15 protein-coding genes are annotated in these 14,681 nt (G+C 42.0%); 11 read left to right on the plus strand and 4 right to left on the minus strand.

Annotation, left to right across the window (positions count from 1 at the left end; translation table 11 throughout):
* The first annotated feature begins 187 nt into the window (after positions 1–187).
* The 8 genes from nuoH to J3P37_RS20870 all read left to right on the plus strand — a co-directional run bounded on the left by nuoH (position 188) and on the right by J3P37_RS20870 (position 9,808).
* Positions 188–1,258: an NADH-quinone oxidoreductase subunit NuoH gene (gene nuoH / locus J3P37_RS20835; protein ID WP_256013500.1), complete on the plus strand. Its 1,071-nt coding sequence runs from the start codon at positions 188–190 to the stop codon at positions 1,256–1,258.
* A gap of 1 nt (position 1,259) precedes the next feature.
* Positions 1,260–1,847, plus strand: a complete 588-nt coding sequence (locus J3P37_RS20840) for a 4Fe-4S binding protein (RefSeq protein WP_256013502.1) — start codon at positions 1,260–1,262, stop codon at positions 1,845–1,847.
* On the plus strand, positions 1,847–2,389 hold the full coding sequence (locus J3P37_RS20845) for an NADH-quinone oxidoreductase subunit J family protein (RefSeq protein WP_256013503.1): 543 nt from the start codon (positions 1,847–1,849) through the stop codon (positions 2,387–2,389). Before J3P37_RS20840 ends, J3P37_RS20845 begins: the two co-directional genes overlap by 1 nt.
* Positions 2,386–2,691, plus strand: coding sequence for an NADH-quinone oxidoreductase subunit NuoK (gene nuoK / locus J3P37_RS20850; RefSeq protein WP_256013505.1), 306 nt, complete (start codon positions 2,386–2,388; stop codon positions 2,689–2,691). The genes J3P37_RS20845 and nuoK overlap by 4 nt, the downstream gene beginning before the upstream one ends.
* A gap of 1 nt (position 2,692) precedes the next feature.
* Positions 2,693–4,750, plus strand: a complete 2,058-nt coding sequence (gene nuoL / locus J3P37_RS20855; protein WP_256013507.1) for an NADH-quinone oxidoreductase subunit L — start codon at positions 2,693–2,695, stop codon at positions 4,748–4,750.
* Complete coding sequence (locus tag J3P37_RS20860) at positions 4,747–6,348, plus strand: complex I subunit 4 family protein (protein ID WP_256013509.1); 1,602 nt, start codon at positions 4,747–4,749, stop codon at positions 6,346–6,348. The genes nuoL and J3P37_RS20860 overlap by 4 nt, the downstream gene beginning before the upstream one ends.
* 1 nt (position 6,349) lies before the next feature.
* The gene (locus J3P37_RS20865; RefSeq protein ID WP_256013512.1) at positions 6,350–7,846 is read left to right on the plus strand and encodes an NADH-quinone oxidoreductase subunit N; all 1,497 of its coding nucleotides are present in this window, start codon (positions 6,350–6,352) and stop codon (positions 7,844–7,846) included.
* A gap of 66 nt (positions 7,847–7,912) precedes the next feature.
* The gene (locus J3P37_RS20870; RefSeq protein ID WP_256013514.1) at positions 7,913–9,808 is read left to right on the plus strand and encodes an amidophosphoribosyltransferase; all 1,896 of its coding nucleotides are present in this window, start codon (positions 7,913–7,915) and stop codon (positions 9,806–9,808) included.
* A gap of 220 nt (positions 9,809–10,028) precedes the next feature.
* Here J3P37_RS20870 and J3P37_RS20875 read toward each other — a convergent pair whose 3' ends face one another.
* Positions 10,029–10,658, minus strand: a complete 630-nt coding sequence (locus J3P37_RS20875) for a LysE family translocator (RefSeq protein ID WP_256013515.1) — start codon at positions 10,656–10,658, stop codon at positions 10,029–10,031.
* 208 nt (positions 10,659–10,866) lie between these two features.
* Between J3P37_RS20875 and J3P37_RS20880 the strand changes: the two genes are divergently transcribed.
* Positions 10,867–11,301: a deoxycytidylate deaminase gene (locus J3P37_RS20880; RefSeq protein ID WP_256013516.1), complete on the plus strand. Its 435-nt coding sequence runs from the start codon at positions 10,867–10,869 to the stop codon at positions 11,299–11,301.
* A gap of 250 nt (positions 11,302–11,551) precedes the next feature.
* On the opposite strand, the gene J3P37_RS20885 is transcribed toward J3P37_RS20880, so the two are convergent.
* The gene (locus J3P37_RS20885; protein ID WP_256013517.1) at positions 11,552–11,797 is read right to left on the minus strand and encodes a hypothetical protein; all 246 of its coding nucleotides are present in this window, start codon (positions 11,795–11,797) and stop codon (positions 11,552–11,554) included.
* 442 nt (positions 11,798–12,239) lie between these two features.
* On the opposite strand from J3P37_RS20885, the gene J3P37_RS20890 reads away from it, so the two are divergent.
* Positions 12,240–12,386, plus strand: a complete 147-nt coding sequence (locus tag J3P37_RS20890) for a hypothetical protein (protein ID WP_256013519.1) — start codon at positions 12,240–12,242, stop codon at positions 12,384–12,386.
* A 47-nt stretch (positions 12,387–12,433) separates the two neighbouring features.
* Here J3P37_RS20890 and J3P37_RS20895 read toward each other — a convergent pair whose 3' ends face one another.
* Together J3P37_RS20895 and J3P37_RS20900 are read right to left on the minus strand one after the other, a co-directional pair.
* Positions 12,434–12,916, minus strand: a complete 483-nt coding sequence (locus J3P37_RS20895; protein ID WP_256013522.1) for a CinA family protein — start codon at positions 12,914–12,916, stop codon at positions 12,434–12,436.
* 67 nt (positions 12,917–12,983) lie between these two features.
* Entirely contained in the window at positions 12,984–13,178 is a 195-nt protein-coding gene (locus J3P37_RS20900) for a hypothetical protein (RefSeq protein WP_256013524.1), read from the minus strand.
* Positions 13,179–13,392: 214 nt separating this feature from the next.
* Between J3P37_RS20900 and J3P37_RS20905 the strand changes: the two genes are divergently transcribed.
* On the plus strand, positions 13,393–14,679 hold the full coding sequence (locus J3P37_RS20905) for a M16 family metallopeptidase (protein ID WP_256013526.1): 1,287 nt from the start codon (positions 13,393–13,395) through the stop codon (positions 14,677–14,679).
* Positions 14,680–14,681 lie beyond the last annotated feature (2 nt).

A 14,681-nucleotide genomic window follows, 5' to 3' on the forward strand; every position in this document is an offset into this window, starting at 1 on the left:
GGACGCTAAAAGTAAAAGTTATGGAGCCGAATCTTTCAATCTGAGTATAAAAAAAAACGTCCCATAATTGCTTATGAGACGGCCTCTTTTTTTTGAGATCCGCTCTGTATCATGCTTGTTTCATTAATCAATAAAAAACAAGCTATTTTCCTTCCTATTGCTTAAGTTTGCCACAAGATTTTCGGAATTGAACTTTTACATCACATATGTTCTTGTAGCACTTTTACTGTTCTCTTTTACTGCAGTATTCGCCTTGTTTGCGGTGTATGCCGAGAGGAAAGTCTCTGCTTTTATTCAGGATCGTTTAGGCCCGATGGAAACAGGTAAGTTTGGGAGCTTGCAAACAATCGCGGATATTCTTAAAATGCTTCAGAAAGAGCTTATTACGCCTGCAGCTGCAGATAAGGTGCTGTTCGTGGCTGCTCCTGTCATTATTTTTGTTTCTGTATACATGGGCTTTGCAAGCCTTCCTTGGGGGCCAGGCTTAATTCCTGCATCTCTTAACCTGGGAGTGCTTTATGTATTTGCCATAGTTTCTGTTGAAGCAGTGGGTATATTAATGGCTGGCTGGGGATCAAATAACAAATATTCCTTACTTGGAGCCTTACGCTCCATTGCCCAGGTGATCTCTTATGAGATACCGGCTGGGATTGCAATTATCTCGGCTGTGATGATAGCACAGACGCTTGATCTTCAGGAAATCGCCATACAACAGGGTGTATTAAGTACGGAGGGTTCAAAGTTTTTGGGATTTTGGGATGTCAGTGAAACCGGCGGGATATTCGCCTGGAATATTTTCAGGGCTCCCCACCTGATAGTTGCATACGTTGTTTACTTTATTGCCTCTCTTGCGGAATGTAACAGAGCTCCTTTTGATATTCCGGAAGCTGAATCAGAACTGGTATCGGGTTTCCATACCGAATATACAGGAATACGGTTTGCATTTGTGTTCCTGGCGGAATACTCTATGATGTTCCTGGTAGGAATGTTTGGAGTAATACTGTTCCTTGGCGGATGGAATACTCCTCTGCCTAATATCGGGAACATAAAATTAGCTGAATGGACAACCGGAGCGGCCTGGGGTGTTTTCTGGATTGCAGCCAAAGTTTTGCTTGTTGTATTTGTTCAAATGTGGATTCGTTGGACCTTACCACGTTTCCGTGTAGATCATCTTATGGATTTGTGCTGGAAGGTTTTGACACCTCTGGCCTTTTTGTGCATGGCCATTTCCGGAGTTTGGCGATTATTAATAATGTAATTTGAATATAAAAAACACGATATCGGCATTTACTACAGCTTGTAAGGGTTTACTTCTTACATTGAAGCATTTTTTTGCTATTGCAAAAAAGCGTAAAAGCATTGATGTTAAGGATGATAACTATTTTTCACAACAGGAAGGGGTGGTTACCGTACAGTATCCCAAAGAAAAGATACCGGTACCCGAAGTAGGGCGTTACCAGCTGCATGTGGAAATCGATGACTGTATAGTATGCGATCTCTGCGCCAAAATTTGCCCGGTTGATTGTATTGAGATTGAAAGTATCAAAGGAACAGGACCTCTGGGCCAAACTTCGGATGGAACGGTGAAGCGCTTACACGCAGCTAAGTTTGATATTGACATGGCTAAGTGCCTGTATTGCGGTTTGTGTACTGTTGTATGTCCAACTGAGTGCATCACCATGACCAACCAGTACGACAGAAGTGTGACACAATTGTCGGAACTTACTTATAAGTTTTCTGAAATGACACCCGAAGAGGCTGAACAAAAGAGACAGGAACTTGCTAAGCAGCAGGCAGATAAACAGGCAGCTAAAGAAGCTGCAGCAAAAGCTAAAGAAGGTAAGTAATGAGCGTTGAACAAATAATATTTTATGTTTTCGCAGCAATGGTGCTATCGTCGGCTCTGTTTGTTGTCGCCACAAAAAACCTGGTTCATTCGATCTTTCTTTTTTTCATCACTCTTTTCTCAATGGCCGGCTTGTTTGTTTTTGCTTTGGCCGACTTTATTGCCCTTAGCCAGATCGTGATCTATGTTGGAGGAGTCTTGGTGCTGATGATCTTTGCCTTTCTTCTTTCGAACAAACAGATATTGGATAACCCTAAACCTATGCGGTCGAGGTTTTTGGGGATACATCACCTGCCAGGAATATTTGTGGCACTGGTGTTCTTTTTAGTGCTGATATGGACGATTTCTCTGGTAGACATTGGCCAATTGCAATGGGTCAAAGAATCGCAGGAAAATACCGTGAAGGCTTCGGATAATACTATTCATTATATCGGTATAAATTTAATGACCCGTTACCTGCTGCCATTTGAAGTGGTCTCGGTATTTCTCATGATGGCTTTGATAGGCGCTGCGCATCTCGCCAGAAAGGAAAGAAAGGTATGATTCCATTAGCGCACTTTATGTTTGTCAGTGCGGCTTTGTTTTGCATCGGCATCTACGCCGTGTTGTCAAAGCGAAACGCGATCATGATATTGGTAGGAATTGAATTAATGTTGAATGCAGCTATTCTCAATCTGGTAACATTTAGCAAACACGATAAGTTTGAAGCCAGCGGGCAAGTGTTCGCTCTTTTTGCTATAATTTTAGCTGCTGCAGCGGTGGCAGTTTCGCTGGCAATTATACTTAACGTATATAAATATTACAGAACGATCGACCCAACTAAAATTGATAATCTAAGGAACTGATTTGGATACGATTACACAGGAAACAACATGTATACTGGCTTTGGTAGCCACCCTGATGCCCTTGCTTTCGTTTGCCGGTATTCTGCTCGTTCCGGGAAGGACTGACCGCGGCGCATTTTTCTCCATTTTAAATATTTCTTTCAGTCTGCTTTTGTCTGTCCTTGTTTTTATTAAAGTATGGGACCAACCGGTTGTTCATCAGCAGCTGGAGTGGTTTACAATTGGCAACTGGCATTTTAAAGCTGGCATTTTAATCAACAACCTTTCGGCTTTAATGCTTTTGCTGATTTCATTGATCGCTGCACTGGTGCATATATACTCCCTTAAATACATGGAGGGTGATCCCTATTTGTTCCGTTATTGGGCATATCTCGGCTTGTTCTGTTTCTCCATGTTCGGCCTGGTTATTACAGATAGCCTGTTGCTTTTATACATGTTCTGGGAGCTAGTTGGATTTTCTTCCTATCTCCTGATTGGATTTTGGTTCACCAGGAAAGCTGCGGTTCAAGCCAATAAAAAGGCCTTTATTATGAACAGGTTAGGCGATCTGGGCTTCCTTACGGGAATCATGATCATCTTTACGCAGTTTCAGACATTAGATATCAGCCTTCTTTTTAGTGAAGGTGGCTTCGTAAGTCATGCTACCATTCAAAATGGCTTCTGGGTGTTCAGCTCTAACAAAATGCCGGATATTTGGCTTACCATAGCAGGGCTGGCTTTCTTTTTTGGTGCTGCTGCCAAGTCGGCGCAGTTCCCCTTACATACCTGGCTACCCGATGCCATGGAAGGACCAACCTCGGTGTCGTCCCTTATTCATGCTGCAACGATGGTAGCAGCGGGCGTATTTCTATTAGGCAGGATCTATCCCATATTTAACTCGGAGGTACTGCTGGTAATTGCTGTGATCGGGGCATTTACTGCATTTATGGCGGCTACGATAGCCCTCGTCCAAAATGACATTAAGCGAATATTGGCATTTTCCACTATTTCACAACTCGGGTTTATGATGCTGGCAATGGGCGTAGGCGCCTATGGCTCTGCTATATTTCATCTGATCACTCATGCCTTCTTTAAGTGTTTGTTATTTTTATCGGCGGGCGCGGTGATACATGAAATGCATCACCTGAAGGAAAAATACAAGCTGGATATTGATCACCAGGACATCCGGCTGATGGGAGGATTAAGGAAGTTTATGCCCCTTACATTTATCACCATGCTTCTTGCTGCTTTGGCATTGATAGGAATTCCGGGGACATCAGGCTATTTATCAAAAGATGCCATACTTATTCAGGCCTTTGAATGGTCGGAAGGGCAGGCGGGTTTCTGGAAAGTAATTCCCTACTCAGCACTCATTACATCATGGTTAACGGCTTTCTATATTTCAAGATTGATATTTAAGGTGTTTTTTGGCAGGCTCCGGCTAAATGATATTTGTGGTCAGACGTTTTCCCTGCATGAAGCACCGAAGATCATGACGTATGTCTTAGTAGCCCTTGCAACCTTTTGCTTATTCCCTTTTTTCTCTTTTAATCCACTTCATTACGAGCATTCATGGATCATTGAAGGCCTGAATGTGGTCTCGAACATAGGGAGAGTCAATATTTACCACACACTCATCCCGGCTGCAGTTAATCTTTTTGCAGTGCTTATCATATACCTGAGCTTTACCTGGTATGTAAAACGGGGGAAGTCTCCTGATCTTTCGAACTCTGCTTTATTCCGGTTCGCGGAGAATCAGTGGTACTTTGATAAAATATATCAGAATAGCTTTGTAAATGGTATACTGTTGCTATCGCGTTCGGTTTTCGCTTTTGACAAGGCTGTAGTCGACGGATTCGTCAATTTATTGGGAAGAGCAACGGTTCTTATTGCAGGACTTTCTCAGTGGCTTGACCGCCGTGTGGTAGACGGCGTTGTGAACGGAGCGGGCTCTGTCACAAAAATAATTGGTAATTTCGCGCGTCATTTTCAGACCGGCCGTTTGCAGCATTATCTGGTGACTATGTTGCTGATAGTTCTCTCATTTTTCATTATTAAATACTTTAGCCAGGCTATATGAGTTTGCTTTCTTTGTTGATATTTATTCCATTAGTTGCAGGGCTGATCATACTTCTGCTTCCATCGATATGGCAGCAGCATTATAAATATCTGGCTCTCGGAGCGATTGTTGTCCAGCTTCTCCTGAGTGCTTACGTATATTTGAATTTCGATGGTTCTGTCTATTCAGGGATTGACACTCAGAGTAAATATCAGCTGGTTGAAAGATTACCCTGGATACGTCTTGATCTCGGTTCTTTCGGAGCGCTTGAAATAGACTATTTTTTAGGTATCGACGGCTTGTCTATGCCCTTTCTGGTGCTAAGCTCCCTGGTAATGCTTGTTGCCCTCATATCCTCATGGGAAATAAAAGACAATCTGAAAGGCTTTTTTGCACTTTTCCTTTTGTTAGACACTGCAGTTATGGGGGTCTTTTGTGCGCTCGATTTCTTCTTGTTTTACGTTTTTTATGAACTCATGCTGCTTCCGCTATACTTCCTGATAGGTATGTGGGGAGGCATAAGACGTGAGTATGCTGCCATTAAGTTCTTCCTGTATACTTTATTTGGCTCAGTGTTTATGTTGCTGGTTATCATTGGGCTGTATTTTTCTGTAACTGACCCGCAAACCGGAAATCATACCTTTAACATGCTGCATATGATGAACCCTGACAATTACGTTCAGGGATCTATTTTTTCGGCTTTAGCCAATCAGGAGTTATTTGGTATTCCGGCACGGTTACTGGCGTTCATCGTGTTGTTTATCGCCTTTGCAATCAAGGTGCCTGTTGTTCCCTTGCATACCTGGCTCCCTGATGCACACGTGGAAGCTCCTACACCTGTATCCATAATACTTGCAGGGATCCTGCTCAAAATAGGAGGTTATGGCATATTAAGGATATGTTTCAGTATTTTTCCCGATGCGGCTATTGAATCTGCCTGGTGGTTGGGACTGATCGGCGTGGTCTCTATTATTTACGGAGCTTTAAACGCCCTGGCACAAAAAGATCTTAAACGGCTCATTGCATATTCCTCGGTATCGCATATGGGTTTCGTGATGCTCGGTATCGCGTCGGTCACTTCTGAAGGTATAAGCGGAGCCATGATGCAGATGATCAGCCACGGCTTTTTGTCATCCATGCTCTTCTTTCTTGTAGGAGTGATCTATACACGGGTGCACGACAGGCAAATCCCTAATTTCCGGGGTTTGGCTTTGATCATGCCTAAGTACACCACTTTTGTGATGATCGCTTTTTTTGCCTCGTTGGGATTACCGGGTTTTTCTGCTTTTATTGCCGAAGCGTTCAGCTTGATCGGTGCCTTTAACTCAGAAAGTATCAACGGATTACTTCCACGCTGGATGGCTGTTTGTGGTTCTCTGGGTATGCTGTTAGGTGCCGCATATTTGCTCTGGACCCTGCAAAGAATGTTTTTTGGGAAAACACGCTTGTGGGGAGGGGAGGATTGGAGGCAGAAGCTTACAGACCTGAACGGTCGCGAGATTTTCGCCCTTACATCACTTTCTGTTATGGCTTTATTGCTGGGTATTATACCTTCTCTGGCCTTTGATAAAATGAATGCTTCAGTATTGGAATTAATTCGTTTAGTGAATTTGAGATAAGATGAACGAATACCTGCCTTTTTTATCTGGTCTGCTAAAGGACACGCTTTCAGGGATACCTTATATCCTGCCAGAAATTGTTTTGGTGCTCACTTTCCTTGTTGTTATAGTCGCCGACTTATTCCTTCAGGGAAAACGATCGTCTGCCGCTTTCTGGCTGAGCATTACCGGGATTATTATCTCAGTCTTCTTTAGTTTCAAACAGATCGAGGCTGGTGCCGATGTCCGTTTATTGTTCTTCGAAAATATTCAGCTCGATCAGGTAGCTGTTTCCTTTAAGTTCATTTTTGCCTTTGTGGTTCTTTTGTTTGCACTGTTCATCAGGTACGACAGGAATTTACAAAGCCACGCAAAAGGAGTGGGCGACCTGTACATGCTTTTACCTGCGGTTCTTCTTGGATTAAATTTGATGGCGATGTCAACGAGCCTGCTGATGATCTATATTTCTATTGAAATGGTTTCTATTGGCTCGTACCTAATGGTCGGTTACGTATCTGCCGGAAACAGGCAAACTGAAGCTTCCATGAAGTATGCCTTATTTGGATCGGCATGTTCTGCAATTATGCTTTATGGCATTTCCTTGTTATATGGTTTTACCGGCACAATCAATATTAGCGATCCTGATTTTATTGTTCACTTAGGTGAGATCCCGGAACCGGCGACAGCTTTGGCGATTATTTTAACCATGGTAGGCATCGGTTTTAAATTGTCGTTTGTTCCTCTGCATTTTTGGAGCCCCGATGTATATGAAGGCGCACCTACTCCCGTCACCGCCTTTTTGTCTACGGCACCCAAGATTGCGGGCTTTGCTATCCTGGTCCGGTTTCTATTTCCGTTTTATGATCAGCAATCACAGACTAAAGAAGTGTTTGATTTTGAAACTACCTTCGCAGTTGTCGCTATCATCACGATGATCGTAGGGAACTTTGCTGCCCTGTGGCAAAATAACATCAAGAGAATGCTAGCCTACTCTTCAATTGGGCATACGGGCTTTGCTCTGATGGCGGTGGTATCAAATTCCGACTATGGAGTACAGTCGTTGGTTTTTTATTTCAGCATATATGCTATAATGAATATGGCGGCATTCATGCTCGCCGGAAGAATTGAACGGCAAACGGCGGCCACAGAGGTTGATGATTACAAGGGTTTAGGTAGTGTTCTTAAGGCAGAAATGGTCTGTTTTGTAGTGATCTTAATTTCGCTCACAGGCCTTCCGCCAACAGCAGGGTTTCTGGCAAAACTCTATGTCTTTTCTGCTGCTTTTGAAAAGTATACCTCGTCGGGCTCCATATGGATGGTAGCCCTGCTCATTACCGGAGCTCTTACCACAGTTGTATCTTTATTCTATTATCTGAAAATTCCATTGAATGCCTATTTGCGGAAATCTGCAAACCCTTACAATATTGAGAATGCGAAGGATCCACTCATTTTTATTATTGCAATTCTTACTTTTTGTGTCATTTTATTCGGAATATTCCCTTCATTGATCTCCTGGTGAATTTCCTTTAAATGTTATAACAATTAATTCGATTAAAACCTTAATTTTGCATACTCATAAACAGTCATGAGTGAATCGATAAAACATGAGTGCGGCATCGCCCTCATTCGTCTCTTAAAACCTCTCTCTTTTTATCAGGAAAAATACGGCACGTCGCTTTACGGCCTGAATAAGCTGTATCTTCTGATGGAAAAACAGCATAATCGTGGGCAGGATGGTGCAGGTATAGCTACAATTAAATTTGATGTTGCCCCGGGCAACCGTTACATCAGCAGACACAGAGCTATGGGCTCTTCTGCGGTGTCTGAAATCTTTGAATACGTTCAGAAGAAATTTGCTGATATCCCTTCCGACCTGATGCAGGATGCTGCATGGTTAAAGGAAAATGTCAGTTTCACCGGCGAAGTACTCATGGGCCACCTGCGTTATGGAACCCATGGAAAGAATAGTGTGGAGAACTGCCATCCATTTCTTCGTCAAAACAACTGGATGAGCCGAAATTTGGTAATTGCGGGAAATTTTAACATGACGAATGTTAATGAACTTCTTGAGCAGCTGTATGAATTGGGTCAGCATCCTAAAGAAAAAGCCGATACGGTTACCGTACTGGAAAAGATTGGCCACTTTTTAGACGACGAGAATCAGGAATTGTTTGATCAGTTTAAAAAGCAGGGATACAGTAATGCGGAGATCAGTCACCTGATAGCCGACAATCTGGATGTAGCGAAGATATTGCGCCGCTCGGCAAAAACCTGGGATGGCGGATACACCATAGAAGGCATTTTTGGTCACGGAGACGCATTCGTAATGCGTGATCCCTCAGGTATCAGGCCTGCTTATTATTATATTGACGATGAAATAGTAGTTGTTACTTCTGAGCGTCCGGCGATACAAACTGCGTTTAATGTTCCTTTTAGCCAGATAAAAGAGATTAAACCAGGGCATGCATTAATTATAAAGAAGAACGGAACGATTTCTGAAGAGCAGTTCAGGGAACCTGCCGAACATAAGTCTTGCTCCTTTGAACGTATTTATTTCTCACGAGGCAGTGATGCTGCTATTTATCGCGAGCGTAAGCAGCTGGGTAGGTTACTTGTTCCCCAGATCCTGGGATCTGTAAATCATGATCTAAAAAATACGGTGTTTTCTTTTATTCCGAATACTGCCGAAGTTGCTTTTTACGGAATGGTAGAAGGTTTGCATAAATATATTAAGCAAGTTCAGAAGGATACCCTGTTAAAAAGGGCAGATAAGATCTCCGATGAGGAACTTGAAGAAATGTTGAGTATGGCTCCGAGGGTAGAAAAGATCGCTATCAAGGATGCCAAGCTACGTACCTTTATCACCCAGGATGCCGACAGGCAGGATATGGTATCTCATGTTTATGACACTACCTATGGCCTGATAAAGGCTGGCCAGGATAACCTGGTGGTTATTGACGATTCAATTGTGAGAGGTACCACATTAAAACAAAGTATCCTTAAAATACTGGACCGTTTAAATCCTAAGAAGATTGTGATCGTTTCCTCTGCGCCTCAGATCCGTTATCCTGATTGCTATGGTATTGACATGTCGCGTATGGGCGAATTTGTCGCTTTCGAAGCAGCAATTTCCTTGCTAAAAGAAAGCGGCAGAGAATATATTATCTGGGATGCTTATGAAAAGTGTAAAGCCTCAGTTAATATGGATAAAAATATAGTGCCAAATTATATTAAGGCAATATATGAGCCATTTACAGATGAGGAAATTTCAGCGAGAATTGCGCAGATCATTTCTCCGAAGGGAATAAATGCCAAAGTGGAAGTGATCTATCAGAAGCTGGAGAACCTGCATACTGCATGTCCTGAACATTTGGGCGACTGGTACTTCTCAGGTGATTACCCAACTCCTGGAGGAAATAAAGTAGTGAACCGCGCATTTATGAATTGGGTAGAAGGAAAGAACCAGAGAGCGTACGTTTAGGTTTTATGCTCCAGGTAGGCGTGGTAGCTCGAAATTGCTTAATCGTCATGCCGATCCTGAATCAAGTTCAGGATGACGTTCTCGGCATCTTTTGAACCATGTTTGGATAACTTGCTTAGGCAAGAGGTCCTGAAACAGGTTCAGGGCGACGAAGGAATAAGTTTCCGTACAATGCTAAGAAATCATAGTGGGTCCGTGCGGAGGGCCTTCTTTGATTTTTTTATATCAAACTTTCCGTAAAAACCAGGCTCCAGATCAGTTTAAGTGCAAAGATCAATATCAAGCCTCCTGCAACCCTGTTCAGTAAAATTATTGTCTTTTCTTTAATGCGATACCTGAACTTATTGGCATAATAAGCCTTTAAGGTATCCATGCTGAATTGGGTGATGAGTATGAACCCGAAAAAAGGTATTATTTCATCAGCATCTAATTTACCTTTTACTGAAATAAGGCTGCTTGTCACACTTATCCAGTACAGTAAAAGTGAAGGATTAAATATGCACATCAGAAATCCTTTAAAAAAGTATCCTGTATTGCGTCTTGCTGAGGTCGTATTCTGATAGTTTATCTTAACTTTCTTCAAGAGGTAATAGCAGCCTATTCCAAAAAGCACAGCACTTCCGGCAATGCCTATTGGCATCCGGTATTGATTTTCAAATTTAATGAAGGAGGAGCCATAGATAGCAAGCGAAACATACACGAGATCGCTCAATACCACTCCTGCAGCCAGCCACATTCCTGCATGAAACCCCTTTTCAATGCTGGTCTTTAGCAAAGCAAAAAATACCGGACCAGTTGCAAATGATAACACTATCCCTAATCCAATACCTGATATAATTGATTCAAGCATACTTTGGCCCGTTGCAAATTTGCGAATATGCAATTTTAAATGATAAAATCATTAACATTAAACTTTAATGATTCAAAAATCCAAAAGTTTTGAAATATCCGGAAATTAAATCTATTTGCCGAATTAAAATCCAAATTTTGAAATGTTAGCTTTGCGAAAAGAAGGAGGACAAACATTGTTTAATAAACCGAGCTTTGAAGATATTTTCATGAATCTGGCATCAGATCTGGCTTTACGTTCGCACTGCGTAAAGGCTCAGGTCGGAGCAGTTCTCACTAAAGACACCAGAATCATTTCTATTGGTTATAACGGGCCGCCGGCTCATACGCATAATTGTGACGAGGAATGGCCAGAAACCGGATGCCCTCGTGACGCCCGGGGAAGCTGCTCCCTTGCACTTCATGCTGAAGAAAATGCTATTTTATATGCGACAAAAAATGGGGCGGATCTGGAAGGCTCCACCTTATACGTTACCCTTTCCCCATGTTTGCCGTGTGCCAGGCTAATCTTCTCTTCAGGAATAAAAAAGGTGATTTATAAAAAGTCGTACGCGCAGTATAAAGGCCTGCCATCAGACGAAGGAGTGGAGTTTTTAAATAAGTTCGGCGTCCAGGCTATACAAACACGGTCCGTCATCTCATAAGTCTGCACGACAATATCCTGCATAAACTTGAGAGTCTTTCAACTGGTTGTCGTTACTCGATCTAACTTAAACAAAAAACCTTATTGTGCAAGGCACAATAAGGCTCTAACTAAAAATCAACGATGGGTAACATGAACATTTATTTATACATAAGCAATTAAAGTTGTTGCGATCATTAAAACGTGAACAATAACGCTAAAGAAAAAGGTAGAAAGGCTCATCCTTATTCCCACACCGCCCATGTTGGCAACTATGCAGGCAAAAACGAAATCATACTGATTGCCAGAAATGGTGCAGTTGGCCCCCCGAGCGAATAAACCAAAAGAAAGGTCAGGGGTAAAAAGAATCCTCCGATCAGGATCAGCGATAAGAGCCACCATACAATGGATATTTTTTCTTGTGCGTCGGCGAAAGCATTAAATTTTTGCATTAAATTTAACTCTGTGGTGTTACCTAAAGAGAGAGCTTCGCTGGTTTGAATTTTTTGGATAGCCATGATGTTTTATTTTCTACATCAAAGGTCCGGAATAAGCTGCCTGAAAAGTATGATCTACATCACTGCATTTAAGGATATTAATTATCTTTTACGTTTAATCTGTTTATAACCGTGCTGGCGCAGGCGTACCACTTAGCCAACCCTAAGCTGATCCCAGCACAAAGCCTCATTGTAGCATTTTTGTACTAAAAACTAGAATAGGTCCTGTATTAAGGACATCTTTTGCTTTATAATAAGATTCTGGCTCGGCTATGTAAAATCCTAGGATCTTTTTTTGAAGCTAAGTTTTGAAAACCTGAAGAGCATAGGATGTTTTTAATATGTAAAAATGTTGTTGGAATACATTTTGCTGTATACAAGGAGATAACGTGTGTTTAAATATAGTGTGTTAAATAAAAGAAATATGAGAAACTTTGTGTCCCCCTCGCTAGAAGAAAGTTTAATGAAATTTAGTCCGACAGATTCTATCCGTCAACAACCGGAAACCACATATAAGGCTCAAAACGGATGGTTTGGTGTAGATAGCCTGAAATCTCCACAGCAGAAAACCGGATACAGAAGAAGGATAATCAAAGGGGCTAGAGCATAATCAAGCCCCTTTCCTTTTAGATCTTTTCGAAATCGTGCTCAGCTTTACTATACATTACTCAGCTCATCAAGCAATACAGTACCAATAGCGTCAATTGTTTGAGCTACTATCTCATCCGGAGTTCCTTCGAACTGGAACTTAGTTTTCCATGCCCTGTCTTTCACATAACCATGAACGAACATGGTTCCTACCGGTTTTTCTTCAGACTCGCTTCCCCCTTCGGATGCCAGGCCGGTTACCGCTACAATCACATCGGCAGGTATAAGCGTTTTTAACGATTCAGCAAGATATTGAGTCACCTCTGGTGATTCAGCTGTGTATTTGTCAATAACTTCAGAGGGGATGTTCATTAAGCCCTCTTTAACACTTCGGTCATAACAAACTATGCTGCCCTTTATTATCTCACCACAGTTGGGGACAGATGTGAAGTCATAAATTAGGCGTCCGGTGCTTGCGCTCTCCGCAAAAGCAATTGTAAGATTATGAGAAAGCAAGCTATGGCAGCAGGCAATTACTGATTTTGAAGGCATATCAAGTTTTTTTGTTTTGAAACACTTAATCTGCGCAAAGGTTTATGATTTTCGGTAAGTTTCAGTTTTAGCTTGCTTTTCCTTTTAGTTCCCAATGGTCCTTTATTACGTTTCCCTTGTCGTCCTTCTTCAATCGCCGCGCATATCTTTCGCCTTTGACAGTGCCTTCCGACGTCAATTTTCCAATGAAAAGCAATATAGCTTCACCGTCTTCGTTGGTCTTAATAGCTAGATCATTTCCTTTGAATGTTAAATTAATCATACTTGAAGGTTCATGTGTTTTATTGAGGACTTGCAGCAATGCGGAACTTAATTTCATAGTTTTTGAATAGTTTAGCAGTGTTCGATTTTTCTGATATATTTACCGAAAGCAAATAAATATGTTTAAAAAACTCTATTGTCTTTTAATGGCCAGCTTGATTACTTGTGCTTCGCTGGCTCAACAAACAAAATCCTCTTCAAAACTTCCGCCAAACATGTTCCAGAAGAAACTTGCCAATGGGCTCGACCTTCTGGTTGTGGAAGATAGCAGTGTGCCGCTTGCAACGATTGAGCTTGCAGTCAAAAACGGCGCTTATACCGAAACTCCCGAATACAATGGTCTGAGTCATTTGTACGAGCATATGTTCTTTAAAGCAAACAGGGATTATCCGAGTCAGGAAGATTTTTTGAACAGGGTAAGTGAGCTTGGTATTCAGTTTAACGGAACCACATCTTACGAGCTGGTCAATTATTATTTCACGTTGCCAAAGTTCAATCTGGTTGAAGGACTTAAATTCATGAATTCTGCGGTCAGGTACCCCAAGTTTGATAAGGATGAGATGGCAAAAGAGAATATTGTGGTCGATGGAGAATTCCAGCGCAACGAGTCTAATCCTTATTTCGCCTTAAACGACGAGATGAACCGCAGGCTTTGGGGCGATCTATACAGCCGCAAAAATACTATTGGTGACCATGATGTAATTCGCTCTGCAACTCCTGCGCAAATGGATACTATTAAAAATCGTTATTACTGGCCTAATAACTCCTTGATCACCATTGCAGGCGATGTAAAGCACGAAGAAGTATTTCGCAACGCCGAACTGATCTTTGGCGACTGGCAGCCTTCAGGCTTTGATCCGGCTAAGAAATGGCCGGTGCCTGAATTTAAGCCCCTACAAAAAACAGACTATTTTATCGTAGAGTCTAATTTGTCGCGGGTACCGCTCATTATGATGAATTGGCATGGCCCAGATACCCGTAACGACATTAAAGCTACTTATGCAGCAGATGTTTTCTCCTTCATTATCAATCAAAACTCATCTAAATTTAGCCAGGCGCTTGTAGATGCAGGGCTGGCTCTACAGGCAAACATTGGTTATCTTACGCTAAAACATACGGGGCCTATTAGTGTTTTTGTGGTTCCGAATCCGGCGAAGATTAAAGAATGTATTGAAGAAGTTAATAAACAGATTGCACTATGGGACACAGACAGCTATATCACCGATGCGCAGATCGAAACAGCAAAGAGACAATTGGAGATCAGCCAGGTCAAAGATGAGGAGATCACGTCGAACTTTACCCATACTATTTCGTTCTGGTGGGCTGCCGCTTCTATCGACTATCTTAACTCCTACATTGAAAATCTGAGAAAAGTAAACCGTGAGGACTTAAAACAATATGTGCGGAAGTATATTAAAAACAAACCGCATGCCTCCGGAATGCTGATCAGCGCTGAAGCAAAACAACAAATAAAGCCAGAGCTTTTTTTTAAAGCACCCTAGCT

The organism is Desertivirga xinjiangensis (genome assembly GCF_024436435.1).
Taxonomy (GTDB): Bacteria; Bacteroidota; Bacteroidia; order Sphingobacteriales; family Sphingobacteriaceae; genus Desertivirga; species Desertivirga xinjiangensis.